Source organism: Paenibacillus sp. FSL W7-1279, assembly GCF_037969845.1.
Classification (GTDB): Bacteria; Bacillota; Bacilli; order Paenibacillales; family Paenibacillaceae; genus Paenibacillus_AQ.
This window is the reverse complement of the sequence record NZ_CP150215.1, coordinates 3,712,702-3,731,401: the sequence shown is the minus strand read 5'-3', so window position 1 is coordinate 3,731,401 and position 18,700 is coordinate 3,712,702. Positions and strand designations below refer to the sequence as shown.

General features: G+C 44.2%; 14 protein-coding genes and 1 pseudogene. 9 read left to right on the top strand and 6 right to left on the bottom strand.

Annotated features, from left to right (window positions below; genetic code table 11):
* Positions 1–116 precede the first annotated feature (116 nt).
* Complete coding sequence (locus MKY82_RS16580; RefSeq protein ID WP_220685227.1) at positions 117–776, top strand: TetR/AcrR family transcriptional regulator; 660 nt, start codon at positions 117–119, stop codon at positions 774–776.
* A gap of 509 nt (positions 777–1,285) precedes the next feature.
* On the opposite strand, the pseudogene MKY82_RS16575 reads toward MKY82_RS16580, so the two are convergent.
* From MKY82_RS16575 to MKY82_RS16565, 3 genes and pseudogenes are all read right to left on the bottom strand, one after another.
* Positions 1,286–1,489 (bottom strand): annotated as a pseudogene (locus tag MKY82_RS16575) (transposase); the annotation flags it as partial.
* Between the two features lie 247 nt (positions 1,490–1,736).
* Complete coding sequence (locus tag MKY82_RS16570; RefSeq protein WP_339296612.1) at positions 1,737–2,024, bottom strand: transposase; 288 nt, start codon at positions 2,022–2,024, stop codon at positions 1,737–1,739.
* 95 nt (positions 2,025–2,119) lie between these two features.
* On the bottom strand, positions 2,120–2,785 hold the full coding sequence (locus tag MKY82_RS16565; RefSeq protein ID WP_339224227.1) for a PAS domain-containing protein: 666 nt from the start codon (positions 2,783–2,785) through the stop codon (positions 2,120–2,122).
* Positions 2,786–3,243: 458 nt separating this feature from the next.
* Between MKY82_RS16565 and MKY82_RS16560 the strand changes: the two genes are divergently transcribed.
* The 5 genes from MKY82_RS16560 to MKY82_RS16540 are packed head-to-tail and all read left to right on the top strand — an operon-like array spanning position 3,244 to position 10,976.
* Positions 3,244–4,998, top strand: a complete 1,755-nt coding sequence (locus MKY82_RS16560; protein ID WP_339296611.1) for an ABC transporter ATP-binding protein — start codon at positions 3,244–3,246, stop codon at positions 4,996–4,998.
* Between the two features lie 14 nt (positions 4,999–5,012).
* A complete protein-coding gene (locus tag MKY82_RS16555; protein ID WP_339296610.1) occupies positions 5,013–6,749 on the top strand; it encodes an ABC transporter ATP-binding protein in 1,737 nt (578 codons plus the stop codon).
* A 14-nt stretch (positions 6,750–6,763) separates the two neighbouring features.
* The gene (locus MKY82_RS16550) at positions 6,764–7,711 is read left to right on the top strand and encodes a hypothetical protein (protein WP_339296609.1); all 948 of its coding nucleotides are present in this window, start codon (positions 6,764–6,766) and stop codon (positions 7,709–7,711) included.
* Positions 7,712–8,029 carry a thioredoxin family protein gene (locus tag MKY82_RS16545; protein WP_339224220.1) on the top strand — a complete coding sequence of 106 codons (318 nt, stop codon included), beginning with the start codon at positions 7,712–7,714 and terminating at the stop codon, positions 8,027–8,029. It begins immediately after the preceding gene.
* 25 nt (positions 8,030–8,054) lie between these two features.
* Complete coding sequence (locus MKY82_RS16540) at positions 8,055–10,976, top strand: insulinase family protein (protein WP_339296608.1); 2,922 nt, start codon at positions 8,055–8,057, stop codon at positions 10,974–10,976.
* A gap of 68 nt (positions 10,977–11,044) precedes the next feature.
* Here the strand turns inward: MKY82_RS16540 and MKY82_RS16535 are convergent, their stop codons facing one another.
* On the bottom strand, positions 11,045–11,755 hold the full coding sequence (locus MKY82_RS16535) for a helix-turn-helix transcriptional regulator (protein ID WP_339224216.1): 711 nt from the start codon (positions 11,753–11,755) through the stop codon (positions 11,045–11,047).
* Positions 11,756–11,991: 236 nt separating this feature from the next.
* Here MKY82_RS16535 and MKY82_RS16530 point away from each other — a divergent pair, with 236 nt between their 5' ends.
* Positions 11,992–13,209 (top strand): MalY/PatB family protein, encoded by a 1,218-nt coding sequence (locus MKY82_RS16530; protein ID WP_339296607.1) that lies wholly within the window; start codon positions 11,992–11,994, stop codon positions 13,207–13,209.
* A gap of 148 nt (positions 13,210–13,357) precedes the next feature.
* On the opposite strand, the gene MKY82_RS16525 is transcribed toward MKY82_RS16530, so the two are convergent.
* Positions 13,358–14,185 carry a MerR family transcriptional regulator gene (locus MKY82_RS16525; RefSeq protein WP_339296606.1) on the bottom strand — a complete coding sequence of 276 codons (828 nt, stop codon included), beginning with the start codon at positions 14,183–14,185 and terminating at the stop codon, positions 13,358–13,360.
* 131 nt (positions 14,186–14,316) lie between these two features.
* On the opposite strand from MKY82_RS16525, the gene MKY82_RS16520 reads away from it, so the two are divergent.
* Together MKY82_RS16520 and MKY82_RS16515 are read left to right on the top strand one after the other, a co-directional pair.
* Positions 14,317–16,059: an ABC transporter ATP-binding protein gene (locus tag MKY82_RS16520; protein WP_339296605.1), complete on the top strand. Its 1,743-nt coding sequence runs from the start codon at positions 14,317–14,319 to the stop codon at positions 16,057–16,059.
* Entirely contained in the window at positions 16,046–17,863 is a 1,818-nt protein-coding gene (locus MKY82_RS16515) for an ABC transporter ATP-binding protein (protein WP_220685231.1), read from the top strand. The genes MKY82_RS16520 and MKY82_RS16515 overlap by 14 nt, the downstream gene beginning before the upstream one ends.
* A 275-nt stretch (positions 17,864–18,138) precedes the next feature.
* On the opposite strand, the gene MKY82_RS16510 is transcribed toward MKY82_RS16515, so the two are convergent.
* On the bottom strand, positions 18,139–18,687 hold the full coding sequence (locus MKY82_RS16510; protein WP_220685232.1) for a GNAT family N-acetyltransferase: 549 nt from the start codon (positions 18,685–18,687) through the stop codon (positions 18,139–18,141).
* Positions 18,688–18,700 lie beyond the last annotated feature (13 nt).

Below are 18,700 nucleotides of genomic sequence, written 5' to 3'. Positions count from 1 at the left end.
AAAATCCTCCTTGATCATGGATTTTGATATGTTGCATTGATTATACTACACCGTGCAGTGTAGTTTGTAAAGTGGAACTCATTTTTGATAGTATACCTGTAGGGGGGAACGTAAGCATGGATAATACGGAAAACAAAAAAATCCGCAAAGGCTCTTCAGACAAACGAGCTAAAATTATTGCAGCGGCACGGGATCTGTTTCTTTCAGATGGGTTTGATCGCTCCAGCGTCGATGCGGTCGCAGCTAAAGCGGGGGTTTCCAAAAGGACCGTTTATGATTATTATGGCGACAAACAGAACTTGCTGCTTGCTGTTGTGGAAGAAACCAGTCGGGCGGTTCTGGACATGATCAAGCAAGGGATATCAGACTACCTCTGGGAATTCGAGGATCTGGAGCAGGCGCTCATCTTATTCTGCGAACAATTCGTAACTTCTGCGAAAGGTTCGTCCGATTACAGCGCTCTGATGCGTCTCGTTACAATGGAAGCCGCCAACCTGCCAGCCTCGTTTTTAGAAAAGCTGGATAACGCAACGGAAGAGGGGATTATCAGGAGGTTTACCGAGTTTGGACAAACCGGACTGCTCGATGTGCCAGATCCTGTAATGGCTACAAAGCACTTCGCTGCCTTAACGTTTTTATTGGTATTTGATCAACCGAGAAAAACCGGGACATTAGAGGAGGAACAAACCAAACGTATCATCATTGAAGGCGTACGCGTCTTTCTTTGCGCTTATGGAAAACACACCGTTCAAAACGAAAATCAACCATCAAACTGATTGCGATTTTGCTTAACGATAAAAGACTGGTGGGGCCACCAATTTAACGTAAATATACGCTATGGACGTGTAGGCATTTCAAAACTGCTTTCCAAGTGAATGACCGCTATTGTTTAGAAAATGTTGGCGGATCCAATATAAAAACAGAGCGAAGTCCCATTTGGAGGGATCGCTCTTTTTTTTATACCTGATAGCGTGGGGTGATACAGATCTCGCCTGTCGCGGCCGTGTCTGCTGTGGCCCCTGCAGCTGTAATTTGTATGGAGTTAAAGTTAGTTTTGGTAAAGCTTAAGCTCGAACCAGGGTCAGCCAAGATTGCTGGCCTACTGGAGGTTGTTCCCAAGTAAAATTATGCTTTTTATGAGGCAGATTAAGGAGGCGGCGGTCAATTTGTCAGGTACTTGAGTTTTACTCTCAAAGAGAAATTCATGGTATTAACGTGAAAATCATAGGCATACCTGATTACTTCGTCGAACACGGCAGTGTGAAGGAGCAGCGCGTGGAAGTCTGTGAATAACGAAGGCCTCCAGAGTGTCATTGGAGCGCTTGTACGGAGCGACCGTTTGTTGTTTAAACTCTCCGTTGCGATCTCGGGGAATGTTGAGTTTCAGATCTCCATATTCGGTGTGCAGCGTGCGTGTATAGCTGCCGTTTCGAGAGTTTCCTGAGTTTACGCCTGCACGGTCATATTTCTCATAATCTAAACATGCCGTTTGCGATTGACTTCATAGCCTAGCTCTCGAAGGAACCAGGTCATTCGTCGGTAGCCAAAGTAAGGGTGTTTGGTGTAGATCTCATCGATCTGATGCATGATTTGCACATTGACTTCGCTCTCACAATGCTCCTTTTCAGGACGGTATATGCTTGTTCTGTTGATGCTTAGAAGATCTGCCTGACGTTTGATATTAATTTCGGCGTTGCCTCGCTCGACCATACCTTTACGAGCTTCTAGAGGCTCATTTAAGGCCAAATTTTTTTGAGCCAGTCGACCTCCACTGTGAGTTGGCCAACTAGCTTTTCTAGATGCTCTTGCTTACTTTCATACTCCTTTTTTACTTTGTCGACTTCACTGGTCTTCTCCTCAAAAACCGTGTTGGCACGCTCTAAAAACTCCGATTTCCAGCGACTAATCATCACGGGGCTAGGCTCATATTTAGCGGCAATCACATTCACTGTCTGCTCCTCGCGGAGCACTTCCAGCACGACTTTTGTCTTAAACTCTGCGGTATATCGGTTCCATTTTTCCATGGCTTTATTATATCTTATTTTTTCCCCTCACGTGTCTCAATCTATGGGAGCATTATAGGATACCTGAACGTACGTTTGTGCTCTATAACGATACCTTACTTTTGAACAATTTTAAGGTAACGGTATATAGTTGCTTCTGATGTTTTTAATTGTTCGGCTACTTCGCTAACAGCTCCTTTTAATAGAAAAACACCTAGATTGTTTAGTTCGTTTACGACCTCGATTTTTTCCTCTTGATTCATACGTTCCGGCGGGATCCCTTTGGCTGAAATCACTCGTGAAACGGAGCTCAGCGTTAAATCTTCTATAGGCAAGTTTAAAGGATCCACATTAAACGAACCCAAAGCACTATGTTTTTTCGGATCTCCAAGTAGATGTCGAGCAACATAATGAGCGGCGTCCATAATGTTTTGATAAGGCTGCAGGTCAGTATTAATGCAGAGTACCCCAATAACTTCGTTACTTTCATTGCGAATAAAGTATGCTGAAGAATGGTATCTAATTTTTGATTTCGATACGGCCTCGTAATTGGTCACAAAGTCAGCATTATCCCCATGATCTTTTAAGATTTGTAAAACAAAATCTGTCACTGGCCCACCAATTTCTCGGCCACTAATATAATTGTTTTTTATTGCCATGATGGAATGCTCAGGGTTAGTTGCGTCAAAAAGCATAATTTCATTGTTTTCTCCTAAAATATGGGCCAAGAAATCTACCATGGAAATATACTTATTCAGAATCGTTTGGTTGTTAGACAACATTAGTCCTCCTACCCTTCATATGATGGTCTAAGACCAATATAAGTATATAGTTTATTGCGATTTCATTCACTACCTTAATTTAAAAAAATAGATTTTGTTTAAAACCAGCGTTAACAACTTGTTCCTCAATATATGTTGAAGCTTAACAAAAGCCGATGTTAATTCAAAATAAAGTCGGCTTTTGTTAAGCTTGGCAGCACAATCGACTAGGGCATGCATAAAGGAATATAGTAGAATGCCTCATCTCCTGACATTTATCTAACAACCCATGTCAATTTCATTCCGAAGTTATGAAAAAAGAGTGTAGACTGTATGATGAAAATTTATTATAATACAAAAAAGATTTTATAATTATATAATTGATCATTGCCCAATTTTGAAAACCACCTCATGTTCACTGCACCTCATGAGAATCAAGTTATCATGCTTTGGATGGCGAAAAGGGGGAACGAAATGTAATGGAAGGAAAAGTAGAGGTTAATCTAAGCCCCAGGTTGAAACAACCTGAAAATCCGAACCAAGGGATATGGAAGCTTTTTTTGAAATTGTGCTTGAAAGCTAAACTGCCCTATGTCTGGATTATCGTTTATTGTTTAATCAGCATATTTAACACGAAATTGTATCTTCTGATCCCGAGCAAAACCGGCGAGCTGTTTGCAGGCAATGTATCGGTACAGCTCATCACGGTCATTATTGTTTCCCAGATTGCCATGAGCCTGATCGGCCAGATTAACGGCTTATTTGAAAGTCTTGCCAAAGCCCGGATTGACCGAAATTTCAGAAATGTCATATGGGATAAAGTGCTTAAGCTAAAACCCGATTATTTTGACAAATTCCCTGCAAGCAGCTTGATTAGCAGAATAACGCGGGACACCGAGAATCTAAGGAACTTCATCATACGAGTTCTCGTTGCAGAGCTGCTCGGCATCTATGTGTTTTACGCTACCCTAACACAAATTTCGAATTATGATCCATCATTGACCTATCTTCTTTTAGCCCTCATCCCCGTAGTTATGATCGTATCTTTTATTTTTGGCCGCTTGTTTATGAAAGCATCGATTCAGGTTCAGGATAAGTTAGCCGGCCTGACCCAATTTATAAGCGAACTGATCTCCAGCTTCCCCGTGATCAAGGCGTTCAACAAGGAAGAGCTTGAAAGTAAGCGTGGTAATCAAGCTATTCATCAATTGTATGATGCGCAAAAAAAATTGCTTTATATCGGACTATTTCAATTCCCCATCAACAGTCTCGTCACTTTGACTCAAACGGTAATTCTATTGCTCATAGGCATTCCTCTCTTGCGGGATGGTCGATTGGATGTGGCCACATGGTACGCCTTCTATATGTTTGCAACCAATTTGTTGAATATGGTGGGAAATAAAGGTGGACAATGGGATGCCATTAAAACGACGCAGGGTTCCTTGTTTCGGGTAGCGCATGTCCTCAAAAGTCCGGAAGAAGGCATGGTTCCCTATGCCAAAGAGGCAATGGAGAGCAGCGATATTCATTTCAACAAGGTTTCTTTCCGCTACGACGACGGTTCGGAGGTGCTAAGCGATGCAACCTTTACGATTCCTTTCCAGCGAACGAGTGTGATTATCGGGCCAAGCGGGGCAGGTAAAACGACCATCCTTAAAATATTGGAACGTCTGTACGAACCAACTAGCGGCAGCATCGTTCTGAACGGGAGCAGCATCCATGATTTCAATATCCGAAGGTGGCGCAAGGACATTGCTTATGTACCCCAAGAGGTCCCCTTATTGTCCGGAACGATCAAGGAAAACATCCTATTCGGGCTGAAGCACAAAGTCTCGAATGAAGAGATTGTTGTGGCAGCTACTTTGGCGAATGCACACGCATTTATTACTGAATTGCCTGACGGATATGAGACACAGGTTGGACAATTTGGTTCAAAACTGTCGGGAGGGCAGCGTCAGCGCATCGCGATCGCACGGGCTATTTTGCAAAATCCCAAAATATTAGTGCTTGATGAGCCAACAACAGCCCTAGATGCCATTGCCAAATCAGAGGTATTGAATGGGCTGGAAAACCTGAAAAAAAATCGGACTGTCATTATTGTTACGCACGACTCTACCGTAATCCGACCTACCGATCATGTTATCGTGCTTAACAAAGATCGCAGTGTGTCATCGGGATCGCATTCGGAAATGATGGTAAGTAATTCATTCTACCAAAGTATGATGAACCGGTAAGGGGGATGATGGGTTTGGATCAAAAGGTAACTGTGGGAAAAACGGAGCAGACCTCCTGGAAGACGTTTCTTACATTTTATGCAAAAATCAAGTTTCCGTGGCACTTGTTGATTGCCACAGTGATTTTGAGCTTCTCAATGACTCAGGTCAACCTCTTGCTTGTGCCGTATACGGCTAAAATCTATGAGGGAGGTATTACAGAGGCCAATTTTTTGCAAGGCTTTATCCTGTGGAGTGTAGCCTATGCGGGAGTTACGTTTGCGTTCCAGCTCGTATCCGGTTTCGTGCGAATCATTGCAATCCGAAACACGCAGAGGAACCTGTGGAGTAAAATTTTAAGGCTTCCCATCTCCACTTATGACAAAGAACAGCCGCAGTCTCTCATTTCGCGTATAACCTCAGATACGGAAAGCGCTGTTTCCGCTCCAACGAGTGTAGCGAGCTTTTTTGCTTCCTGTTACGGGCTCGTCATGGCCTATCTGGAAATGAGCAAAATATACGACAAGCTGGCTTTTCTGATCCTGTTCGTGATTCCCTTTGCCTTTGTCATTATTTTTATCATTGGGAAATTACAGTACCGGATGAACTTCGCCATCAATAAAGCTTACTCCCGGATGACCAGTTTTTTTGCAGAGCGTCTGGCCAATATGCAGTATATCAAAACGGCAAACGTTGAAAATGAGGAGTACCAGAGCGGCATTCAGGCGAGTCAGATCAAGTACAAGGCAGATGTGCTTAATGCCATTCTCGGGACACTGCAGACGCCCATCGGGCTTTCGGTTCAATATACCATCATGATTATTGTTTTTGCCGGCGGTGCTTCCTATGTGCGGAGCGGGGAGATGCAAATCAAGGGTCTGGTGGAGTTCTATTCCTACTCCATGATCCTGCTGCCTTCCTTTTTCGAGATTGTTTCGCAATGGCAAAATATAAAAAGCTCCCACGGCGGAACCTACAAAATCGCTGCTTTGATGAACATGGAGAATGAATTGCTTAAAGGCAAATTCGCCGCAGACAAAGACCCATCCGTTATTCAGTTCGATCATGTTTCGTTCACCTATGATGGAGAGCATCAGGTTCTAAGCGATATTTCCATGACGATTCCGCATGGCAAAGTAACGGCTATCGTCGGGGAGAACGGAAGCGGAAAAAGCTCCATTCTTAAATTGATCTCGCGCTTTTATGAACCCGGTGCAGGAGAGATCAAGTACGGCCAGCAGAGACTATCGGATCTGTACATGGATGAGTGGAGGAATTCAATCGGTTATGTATCCCAGAATAGCCCGATGATCCCGGGTACCTTGCGCGAAAATGTGGTCTACGGTGCGGTATCTACACCATCGGAAGAAGAGCTCGAGCGTGCTGCCCGAATAGCCAACGTATTGGAATTCATAACGGAGTTAAAGGATGGGTGGGACACACCGCTTTCCCTTTCTCAAACCAATATATCCGGCGGTCAAAAACAACGGATAGCCATTGCCCGCGCCATCATCAAGAATCCGGATATCCTGCTTCTGGATGAGGCAACCAGCAATCTGGATAACGCTAACCAAAGGGAGGTGATGCAAGCATTGTTACAAGCAATGAAAGGCCGCACCATTATTATGATTATGCATGATTTGGAGCTGGTCCATCAGGCGGACCACATCATCGTAATGAACAAAGGATCCGTTGAGAGCCAAGGAACTTATAAAGAGCTGCTTGAACAATGCGAATCATTCAAGACATTTATTGAAATACAAAAAGGCTAGAAAGGGAGAATTACATGTTACAACAAAAACTCAAATCATCGATTATTAATGAGCCGGATTTTCGACAAATGGACGTGAATCCGAATTGGCTTCAATACTCGATTGATCAACATGCCATAGAAGAAGAACTGCAAAGAATCCAAAAGAAACACAGACAATTGGTTGAAGTGGAGGATGTCCGGAATGGAGATAGCGTTACGTTAAATCTGACCAGCGAAGAGAAGAAATATAATCGTGAAAATTTGACGATTAGCATTGGTTTAGGATTATTCAGTAAAGAATTAGAGGAGCAATTGATTGGAAGTAGAAGTCAAGAAGCCGTTGATTTGCATGTCCAAAGTCACAAGGTCCATGTTCAAATTGTCAGCATTGTCCGGAGCGTTATTCCACCGTGGACAGATGTTATGGCTGCTGAAGAACGGATTGACGGTGTTTCTACGTTGGAAGAATTGAAAGCCCATCTTAAGGAACAAATGCGAGACAACATAGTCGCGGCGAATATGTTCTACCTCATCAAAAGTGTAAACCGGCAAATGGCCGAGAAGGGAAAATACAACCTTATTCAAGAGGATCTGGATCTACTCATCGATATGGAGCTGGAGCGAGTTCGACTTATGGCTCAAAGTGACGGTCTGGTGCTTGAAGAAATGACCGAAGAGCAGTTTCAGGGGCGTATACCGGTGAAGTCATATGAAGAGTTTTTGAATATGATTATTTCATTGAATCAAACGAAATTACCGGTTCTCTTAATTGCCATGAAACATGCCGAAGAAGATCATTTCACACCGACAGCTGAAGGTTATAAAGAGTATATTGCAAATATGGTTGAATCATTCCCGGGACTCGATATTGAGGAAGTCAGACAGCGCCTTGATTTCGACAACTATGCAAGCCAGGAGTACTTAGAATACTTTAATGAGAAAATTAGAACTTATTATACAACCCAATTACAGGAGGTTTAAATGATGGCCATTCACACCGCTACATCAGATAACTATGACGAATTGGTTAAAGCAGGATTTGTCATTGTTGATTTTTATACGGAGACCTGCGCCCCTTGCAAGACATTCTCCAAAATCTTGGATTCCATTGAATTTGAGCTCCCATTCGTAAACATCGTGAAAGTAAATGCGACGCAATATCCTGAACTGGGCGATAGAAATCAAATCATGGCCACTCCAACTACTTTCTTCTATAAAGATGGGGAGCTGCTTGAACGCCATGTCGGTGTCATTCCAACCGATCAATTGAAAGAAAAAATCGGATCATACATGTACTAAATTTTTCTGGATTAGCGGAGGTATTATGCAAACACTAACGGATTTGAAGTCCTATCGGGTTCTTGAAACTAGAAACATAGAAGAACTGAAATCGGAAGGGATCGTGTTGGAACATCTGAAGACCGGCGCACGTCTGGTTCTGTTATCCAATGAGGACGAAAATAAAGTGTTCAGCATCGGGTTTAGAACGCCTCCCTCGGATAACACCGGTGTTGCCCACATTCTGGAGCATTGCGTATTGTGCGGTTCCCGGAAATTCCCGGCTAAGGATACGTTTTCGCAGCTGCTTAAAGGTTCGCTGAATACATTTCTGAATGCCATGACCTTTGCCGAAAAAACGATCTATCCGGTTGCCAGCCAGAACGACCAAGATTTCCAAAACCTGATGGATATTTATATGGATGCGGTGCTCTATCCGAATATTTATCAGAAAGAGGAAATTTTCCGCCAAGAGGGGTGGAGCTATTACTTGGAGTCGGTCGATGCAGAGCTTCAATATAACGGAGTGGTATATAATGAAATGAAAGGCGAGTTTTCCTCGCCGGAACGCGTGCTGTACAGACAACAATTAAACTCGCTGTTTCCAGATTCCATTTATTCAAAAGAGTACGGCGGTCTTCCGGAAGAGATTCTCCAGTTGAAATACGAGGACTTGCTGGCCTATCATACCCAATATTACCATCCTTCGAACAGCTATATCTTCTTGTACGGGAACATGGATATGGCGGAAAAATTGGAGTGGCTGGACCGGGAATACTTGAGTGCGTTTGAGCGATTGGACATCGATTCGCGAATCGATCGACAACCCGCTTTCCGAAAACAGACATACGTGGAGAATGAATATTCGATCAATACGCACGAATCGGAGGAAGACAACGCCTTTCTTAGTTACAATGCCGTTATCGGCACCCATCTGGACAGGGAACTCAGCATCTCGTTCCAAATTCTCCATTATGCGCTCATCGGGGCTCCAGGGGCTCCGTTACGACAAGCACTGCTAAAGACAGGAATCGCGAAGAACATGGTTGGAACCTACATGAACAGTATATTTCAACCCGTATTCAGCATAACGGCTATGCAGAGCAACACGGAGCAATTGTCTGTGTTCATGGATACAATTCATGACACCCTTCGTCAAATCACGACGGAGGGGATGGATCGCGATTTTTTACTTGCAGGCCTAAATACTTACGAATTTAATTATCGTGAAGCTGACTTTGGTCATTTCCCGAAAGGACTTCACTACGGTATCCAAATCATGAATAGCCTGATTCATGAAGGAGACAACCCGTTTATTAGTGTGGAAACCAATCAAATATTTGAACGCTTACGTGCCAGATTGTCTACACGTTATTTCGAAGAACTTATTGAACAGTATCTCCTGAATAACCCGCATTCATCGGTTGTCGTGCTCAAACCGCGAAGAGGACTTGGCCAAATTCAAGAGGAAGCATTGAAAGCCAAAACGCGTGACTACCAACAAAGCTTGAGTGATCATGAAATTCAACGTCTTATCGAGCGGACGGAGGCATTAAAAGAGTATAAAAATACTCCGTCAACGAAAGAGCAGTTGGACAAAATCCCTATGTTGACCAGGGATGAGATCGCAACCCATACAAGTTACATCAACCAGCACGAACATTTCGTGGATAACACATTGGTTCTGCATCAGGAACTGTATACGAACGGGATCGGATACCTGCGAATATTGTTCGACCTGGGGAATATCCCGGAGGAACTGTTGAAATATGCCGGCATTTTGAAACATGCGCTTGGTCATGTGGATACCGAAAATTATGAGTATAGCACGTTGTCCAACCAGGTTGGCATTCATTCCGGAGGGATTTACACCGGCTTAGCCGTATATGCAAGCACGAAACAGGTGGATGCATTCAAGCCTGCCTTTGAGTTTTCGGCGAAAATCTTATACGATAAGCTGGATTTTGCTTTCGATATGATTGAAGAAATGATGCTGCGCTCCAAACTGAACGATTCTGAGCGTTTATACGAGATTATACGGGAAATGAATTCCGATATGCAGATGTATTTCGTGTCTTCAGGCCATATCACCGCTCAGAATCGGGCGCTTTCTTATCATTCCAAGTCAGGTTATTTCCGAGATTTAATTAGTGGAGTTGCCCATTACCAACTGGTAAGTCAACTGGAAACCGATTTTGAGGAGAGCAAAGACTTACTAATCAGCAAATTGCAGGAGCTTTGCAAGGCTATTTTCCGACCTGAGAACATGATGATCAGCTATACTTCAGATGCGGAAGGCTTTACCTTACTGGAATCCCGTGTGCAGCGCATAAAATCGGGTTTGCATGTCGATGCTTCAGCAGAGGATCGAGTAATTGGATTTACACCAGCGCAAAAAAATGAAGGATTGGTGGCTGCAACACAGGTTCAATACGTTGCGCAGTCAAGTAATTTCCTGTCCAAAGGATATGCTTACCATGGAGCGCTAAAAGTGCTTAAGACGATACTGACGTATGAGTATCTGTGGCATGAAATCCGCGTGAAGGGCGGAGCATACGGGACGAACAGCAATTTTCAAAGAAACGGCGACATGACCTTATCGACGTATCGCGATCCGAACCTGAAAGCAAGTTACGATGTGTTTATGAATATACCGAATTTTATCCGTCAGTTCCACGCCGACGAGCAGAATATGACACGTTATATCATTGGATCCATTCGTGAACTGGATGTTCCGAGAAGTCCGGCAGATGCCGGCTATGAAGCGATGGCGCGTTATCTGTGCAGGTTCTCGAATGAGGATGTGCAACGAGAACGGAGTGAAATTTTATCTGCCAGCGCGGAAGAAATCGTGAGCCTGGCTTCCATGGTGGAAGCCATGTTGGAAGACCGATACATTTGCGTAGTAGGGAATGAAGGGAAACTCCAAAGCGACAAAGGTTTGTTCCATGAACTTGTGGACTTATAAAATGGTTTTTGTAAGACGGCCGGGATCGAAGTCATTCGACCCCGGCCTTTTTTCGTGCTGAACCTAACTTAAGTAATCGCAAACATATTGTACATTTTCATTCTCCGTATGTCGTCCCTGGATATTTTGAGTTCATTGATGAGCTCCTGATTTTCGGTTAACGGACATCTGGAGAACAACATTTTGAGAGCGATCGGCATAAACGGGCGAAAAGAAACTCCGGACATCAATCCCCACTTTTGTTCCGATTCAAGGAAAGAGGCCAGAATATTGATCGTCAATTTTTCAAGCGGCGTAGCTTGATTCGTTAAAATAAGGGTGGTCAGTGTGTCATAATGCTCGGTATGGCCCGAATACGAATTTTCGCATTGCCAGTATTGGTCGAAATCCCGAACGTTCATATATAGCATCGTTTTGTAGCCGGCGTCCTGGGTTTGAGGGAAAATATCAACGACGCATCGGATCAGCTTGTTGATTCTGCCATCGTAAAAATAGGAGTAGAAGCGGTTGGAGTTCTTGAAAAAGGTATTGGGCATGTTCTCCAATAATGGCGACGGTTTGATAGGCTCGGAGTATAATAATTGCTCTACCTGTACGTTTAATGCAAGCGCGATGGCATAAAGGGTATCGATATCGAGTGCGATATCTCCGGTTTCATATTTTGAAATGGTGGCTTTGCTTTTGTAAATGATCTTCCCCAGCTCTTCCACGGATATCCCCTTATATTTACGTATGCTTCGGATTTTTTTGCCCACTTCCCGGCTGATTGAAGATGCCACGTGATCTCTCCTTCGGATGTTTCTTACGAATAGACAAAGCGGTGATAACAAGTCAATTTGATTGTGTTTGTCATAATTATAGCATAATTCGAATTAAAAATTTATTATTACGAAACAAATTAAACATCATGTTTCGTTTGACGAGAATATTGCCGTTTTGAGCGGATTACTTTCCATGTGAAATAATACAAAAAAGGAACGCTTGAACATCGTGGAAAGAAGAGAGGATCGACGTCATGAAGTATAATTTTGATGAAATCATTGATCGCAAAAATACGAACTCGATGAATACGGACGGCTTTCGTGAGTACATGTTCAAAGGGAGGGAGAACTTGAGTTTTCCTTACAAGGATGACGAATTGATACGGATGTGGATCGCGGATATGGATTTTGCGACTCCTCCCGAAATTATTGAGGCGATACAGAAAAGGCTTGATCGGCGCATCTTCGGCTATAGCCAAGTATTTGATCCTAATTATTATGCGGCCCTATCGAATTGGACAGAGCGTATGTACGATTGGACGTTCCCCAAGGAACAACTGGTAACCTCTCCAGGCATTATCCCTGCCCTGTATGAGTTGTGTGAGTACATTTGCAAACCGGATGAAAAAGTATTAATTTTAACGCCTTCTTACGCCTTTTTCCAATCCGCTGCGGGATTTAATAACCTGGAATTGGTTTGTTCAAAACTTAAAATTGAAAACGGGCATTATACGATAGACTATGACGATCTTGAAGCCAAAGCGAAGGATCCGAAGGTCACGTTATGCATCTTCTGTAATCCGCATAACCCAACGGGTCGGCTCTGGAAAGAAGAGGAACTGCGGAAAGTCGGCGAAATCTGTCTAAGAAACAAGGCCTGGATCATTTCGGACGAAATCCATTGCGATTTGCTCCGGAGCGGCCTTTCTCATACGCCATTTGCCAAATTGTTTCCGCAATCGGATCGCATTGTTACCTGCATGGCTCCTAGCAAAACGTTTAACATGGCGGGTCTGATGTTCTCTAATGTTATTATTCCTAACCAGGAGCTTCGGGAATTATGGCTTCGTCGTCACTATTCCTTCAAAAATCCGTTGAGCATTGCGGCCACTCAAGCAGCCTATGAGCATGGTCAGCAATGGCATCAGGAATTGTTAAAATATCTGGACGGAAACTTCAAGTTTACGGCTGAGTTTCTACGTAAACACTTGCCTGAAGCTGAATTTACAATCCCTGAGGCCACTTATCTGGCGTGGATCAATATTAGTAAATACATTTCGGGAGAGGAAGACGTAAAGGGCCTTTTCGCTTCCCAAGCAGGTGTGCTTCTGGAGGATGGAAGCATGTTCGTGGATAACGGCCAGGGGTATATCCGTCTTAATCTGGCATGCCCGAGAGCGATTTTGAAGGAGGGGCTGCAGCGAATCGCTGCATTCCTGAACAGCTATTATGCGAATTTGAGATTCAACTAACGGGAAACGATAGCTCTATATAATCAAAGAGGCAGCAAATCCACAGGATTGGCTGCCTAGTTCCAACTAGAGGGCAGGTTAGTACCCATAATGGATTCCCTTGATAGGATGAAGTAGGAAGTTACCTTAAAGCAACTATACAATGAGTTTAGTTTTCATCTGCCGGTTCCTCAATATGCACCATAACCCGAACCAGATAATCCTCTGCATGTTGCAATACGATCTCATCCTGCATGTAATCCTCGTAAGCATCCCCCTTAATGACGTACTGTTTCTTCTTGATATATTCAAAGATTTGTGTATAGATCTTATCGGTATCCCCATAATCTGCCCGGGCATAAGACACGAGATAAAATCCCTCCGGCATATATGCCTGTTCATGATGCTCTGTAGTCATGTAGCTGTACATATGAGAAATCATATCTCCATCCTTTCGCAGCAGATCAGCTTTGGGAATGATGACGCCGCCGGGATAACCGAGTGGTGCATGTTCCTTGTTCAAACGCACTCGAAAATCCTCCCAAAGTTCCTCAGGAAACTCCTTTTTGGATGAGTAAATGCGGCGGCTCAGCAGCAACGGGGTTCTGGGTTGCCAGATGACATGCATTTGGCTGGTGTCCAGGTGCATGGATTGCTCAATATTTTCTGCACGCTGTATAATCATTTGTTTCGCCTGAGTCAGTTTGGCAATCTGCAGCTGCAGATTTTCCTCCTGTTTACGCAGCAGTTGAAGGGTAGTTTCCGGTGAACGTTCACCGAGATGCTGCTGAATTTCCTCCAGGGACATGCCCAGCTCTTTGAAAATATGAATAACGCCGATCGTTTCAAACTGGCTGTGGCTGTAATAGCGATAACCGTTATCCGCCACATAGGCAGGTTTCAATAGACCGATGCGGTCGTAATAAATGAGGGTTTTACGCGAAACCTCGGACAGCTTGGAAAAAGCACTAATGGACAACATTTCATTTGGATGCATAAGTACCCCCAGGTCAAAAAAAGTGAATTGACTGTATAGTTACTATACAGTTTATAATAGCATCTGTTCTGATTGTGAGTCTACTTTTGGATCGCCGATCAGTGTGTTTATTTTAGATGAGGAGAATGCTTATGGTAAGAAAATTACTGAAAAGTGTACGGGAATATAAAAAAGATACGTGGCTGACGCCTTTGTTTTTACTTGGTGAAGTTGCCATGGAAGTCATTATCCCGCTGTTTATGGCCGAATTAATTGATCAGGGGATCACGGGGGGGCAGATGAATCAGGTGATGAAGTACGGCTTGATTCTGGTGTTGTTTGCCCTTGTGTCTCTGGTCTTTGGGGCGCTGGCGGGTAAGCATTCTGCGATTGCCATGTCGGGGTTTGGTAAAAATTTGCGTTACGACCTGTTCCGTCATGTGCAGCAGCTGTCGTATTCCAATATGGATAAATTCTCAACCTCAGGTATCGTCACCAGGCTGACGACGGATATTACGCATGTGCAAAATGCATTTCTGATGATTATCCGGATTGCCTTTCGCAGTCCGGTGATGATGATTTTTGCGACGATTATGACGTATCGCATCAGCCCGTCCATTGCTTCTTGGTTCATGATTGTTATCCCTGTGCTGGCCATTGGCATGATCATCATCATGAAGTATTCTTTTCCGATTTTTGAGCGAGCCTTTGGTAGTTACGATGATCTGAATAAAGTTGTTCAGGAAAATGTACGCGGCATTCGGGTCGTGAAATCCTATGTGCGAGAAGAGCGTGAGGTATCCAAGTTTCAGGCCGTATCCCAGCGGATATTTGCACAGATGGTTAAGGCAGAACGCATTCTGTCGTACGAACTTCCTCTGATGCAAATTGTGCTGTATGCCGTGATGCTGATCATCTCATGGATTGGCGCCAAACTGGTTGTGGGTGGAAGCATGACAACCGGCGAGCTTACGAGTGTATTCGCGTATTCGATGCAAATTCTAATGAGTTTGATGACCCTGGGCATTGTTGTCATTATGGTTGCCATTGCTCGTGCTTCGGCGGGACGGATTCATGAGCTGTTAAGTGAACAGCCGGACATTACCAGCCCCGAATCGCCAGTTACAGAGCTGCACAATGGAGAGATTGAATTCCGTAATGTATCCTTCCGTTACTCTAATAAAGCCGAGAATTATGCCCTGTCTGACATTAATCTGCGGATAGCTTCGGGACAGACAATCGGTATTATTGGAGCTGCGGGCAGTGCAAAATCCACCTTGGTACAGCTGATTCCACGTCTGTATGATGCCAGTGAGGGTGAAGTGCTTGTCAGTGGGGTCAATGTGAAGGAGTACGATCTAAGTTTGCTTCGCAGCCAGGTTGCGATGGTATTGCAAAAAAATGTCCTGTTTGAAGGCACGATTAAGGAGAACCTGCGTTGGGGCAATGAACATGCGACCGATGAAGAGTTGCTTGAAGCGTGCAAAGCAGCGCAGGCACATGAGTTTATTTCAACGTTTCCGGATGGATATGACACTCATTTGGCACAAGGCGGTACGAACGTTTCGGGAGGTCAGAAGCAGAGACTATGTATTGCCAGAGCTTTGCTCAAAAAACCGAAGATTCTGATTCTGGACGATTCCACCAGCGCTGTAGATACACGGACCGACGCGTTAATCCGCAACGTTTTCAAAGAAAGCATACCGGATACAACCAAAATTATTATTGCCCAGCGTATTGCATCTGTTGAAGATGCGGATCAGATTGTCGTGCTGGATGAAGGCAAAATGGTAGATATCGGAACTCATCAGGAACTGCTGGGCAGAAATACCATTTATCAAGAGGCTTATAATACACAGACGAAAGGCGGTGAAGCACTGGATGGAACACATTAATTATGGTCAGACGATAAAACGTCTGCTAGCCTATTTTAAATATTACAAATTCAGAACAGCATTGGCGCTAACCCTGGTTCTGGTTAGTTCCGCCGTCTCTGTCGCTTCAGCGGCCTTTCTGCGATTGCTGATCGACGACTTTATTACACCGCTACTTGGAAATCAGAATCCAGTGTTTGACGCCTTGTTACAGGCATTAATCATTCTTGCTGTCATCTACGCTGCTGGAGTCATCAGTACATTTGTCTCGAAACGGCTGATGATTACCGTCTCACAGCAGATTATGAAAAGGATTCGTGACCGCTTATTCGATCACATGCAGAAGCTGCCGATTAAATATTTTGACCGTAAAGCCCACGGGGATATTATGAGTCATTACACGAACGATGTGGATACGCTGAACATGATGCTGACGGATGGATTGCCGCAGCTGTTGTCCACCGCGGTGACAGTGGTGGTCGTTCTCGGTACGATGTTATATCTGGATGTGCCGTTAACGATCGTGGTTGTGCTAGGTGCACTCGTCATGCTTTGGATTACCAAAATCGTGGGCACCAAGGCAACCGAGCACTTTTTTCAGCAGCAAGAGTCCATCGGGGTTGTGGATGGATATATCGAAGAGATCATTCATGGACAAAAGGTGGTGCAGGTGTTTGGTCGCGAGCAAAAAGCGATGGAACAATTTGCACATCTGAATGATAAATTGTTTGATAACTCGGCGACAGCCAATAAATATTCCAATATTCTGATGCCGATCAATGCGAATCTGGCCACATTAATCTACGTGCTTGTGGCCATTGCAGGTGGAGCTATGTCCATATCGGGCTGGAACGCCGGTCTGAGTCTGGGAATTATCGCAGCTTTTCTGAGCTTGTCCCGTAATTTCACAATGCCCATTGCCGAGATTTCCTCGCAGGTCAACATGTTTGTCGTAGCTCTTGCAGGGGCTCAGCGGATATTTAACATGATGGATGAACAGCCTGAAGCAGATGAAGGTCGTGTGACCTTGGAGAAAAATCAGGATCAGGCCGGATGGGTCTGGAAACTGGAAGACGGAACAAGCGTTGTTCTGAAAGGAAAAGTGGAGTTTAAGGACGTCAGCTTTACGTATGATGGAAAGAAACAAGTGCTCCAGAATATTACGTTGTATGCCATGCCCGGACAGAAACTCGCGTTCGTAGGTGCAACGGGTGCGGGCAAAACTACCGTATCCAACCTGCTCAATCGTTTCTACGATATTACAGAAGGCGAGATCATCTATGATGGCATTAACATTCAACGTATTCGAAAAGCTGATTTGCGGCGTTCGTTGGGGATTGTCCTGCAGGATACCCATCTGTTCTCGGGTACGGTAGCTGAGAACATTCGATATGGAAGGCTGGAAGCCAGTGACAATGAGGTAATTCAGGCTGCGAAGCTGTCGTATGCGGCGAGTTTTATTGAACGTTTGCCTGACGGGTATGAAACCCGGCTTGACGGCAACGGCAATGGACTGTCACAGGGACAGAGTCAACTGCTGGCGATTGCCAGAGCAGCGATTGCCAATCCGCCCGTCATGATTCTGGATGAAGCAACCTCATCCATCGATACACGAACAGAAGCGCTGGTCCAGAAGGGGATGGATAACCTGATGGAGGGCCGAACCGTGTTTGTGATCGCCCACCGTTTATCTACCGTACGAAATTCCGATGCCATTATGGTTCTTGAAAAAGGCCACATCAAGGAACGCGGTGATCACGAGCAACTTCTGGCAGCTAAAGGGATTTATTATCAATTGTACACAGGTGCCTTTGAGTGGGATTAACGGACAGATTCAAGTATCAACTCATGCATCAATGCATCAAATTCATCAACACATCAATGCAACGATAAAGAGGAGTAAGTAACAAAACAAGTGAGACAATAAAGAGCCGTGCATATTTGCATGGCTCTTTATTGTCTGATTCATGTGCACATTTGAGTGCTCTAATTTCTCCACCACTGCCCGTGTAAGAGTATAGGAAGCCATTCAGCGACCAGGAGACGGCAGTTGTCACTAGCGATCGACTGTTTTTTGTTAGAACAGATGTGATGATAAGATCATTTCTGGTTTGCACGTTGCGCGAGCCATTCTTTTTTCAATAATGCATATTGAAATGTATTTTCATATTTAGGTGTTCCGTTCTCATGTTTGGTAAAGGAAATAAACTCTTTGAATAGGCCTTCCTGGCGCATGCCTAATTTCTCACACAGCTTCTGCGAACGGAAGTTATCATCCTCCACATAGGCATATAGTCTTCTGGCCTCTTGTTGCATATAGAGATACTCCATGAAGGCCTTCGTGCTCTCACCTGCATAGCCTTTCCCTTCATATCTGGCATTAAAATTCCACCCGATACTATAAGTATCCGGTTCTTCCTTCATATTAAACAGCTCTCCTATAAGTTTGTTGCTCTCTTTCAGACAGACTGCGATATACTCGTCTGCAATGCTGCGTTTCTCAATCTCTATTACAGCGTCCTCCAATGTCGAGACATTGTGGTCCAGAAAGCAGTTCACTCTTGGATTGGCAGTGTATTCGAATAAATCGGGTGCATCCGTTGCGACAAAATTTCTTAATATCAAGCGGTTTGTTTCAAGTGTTTGCATGAGTAATACCTCC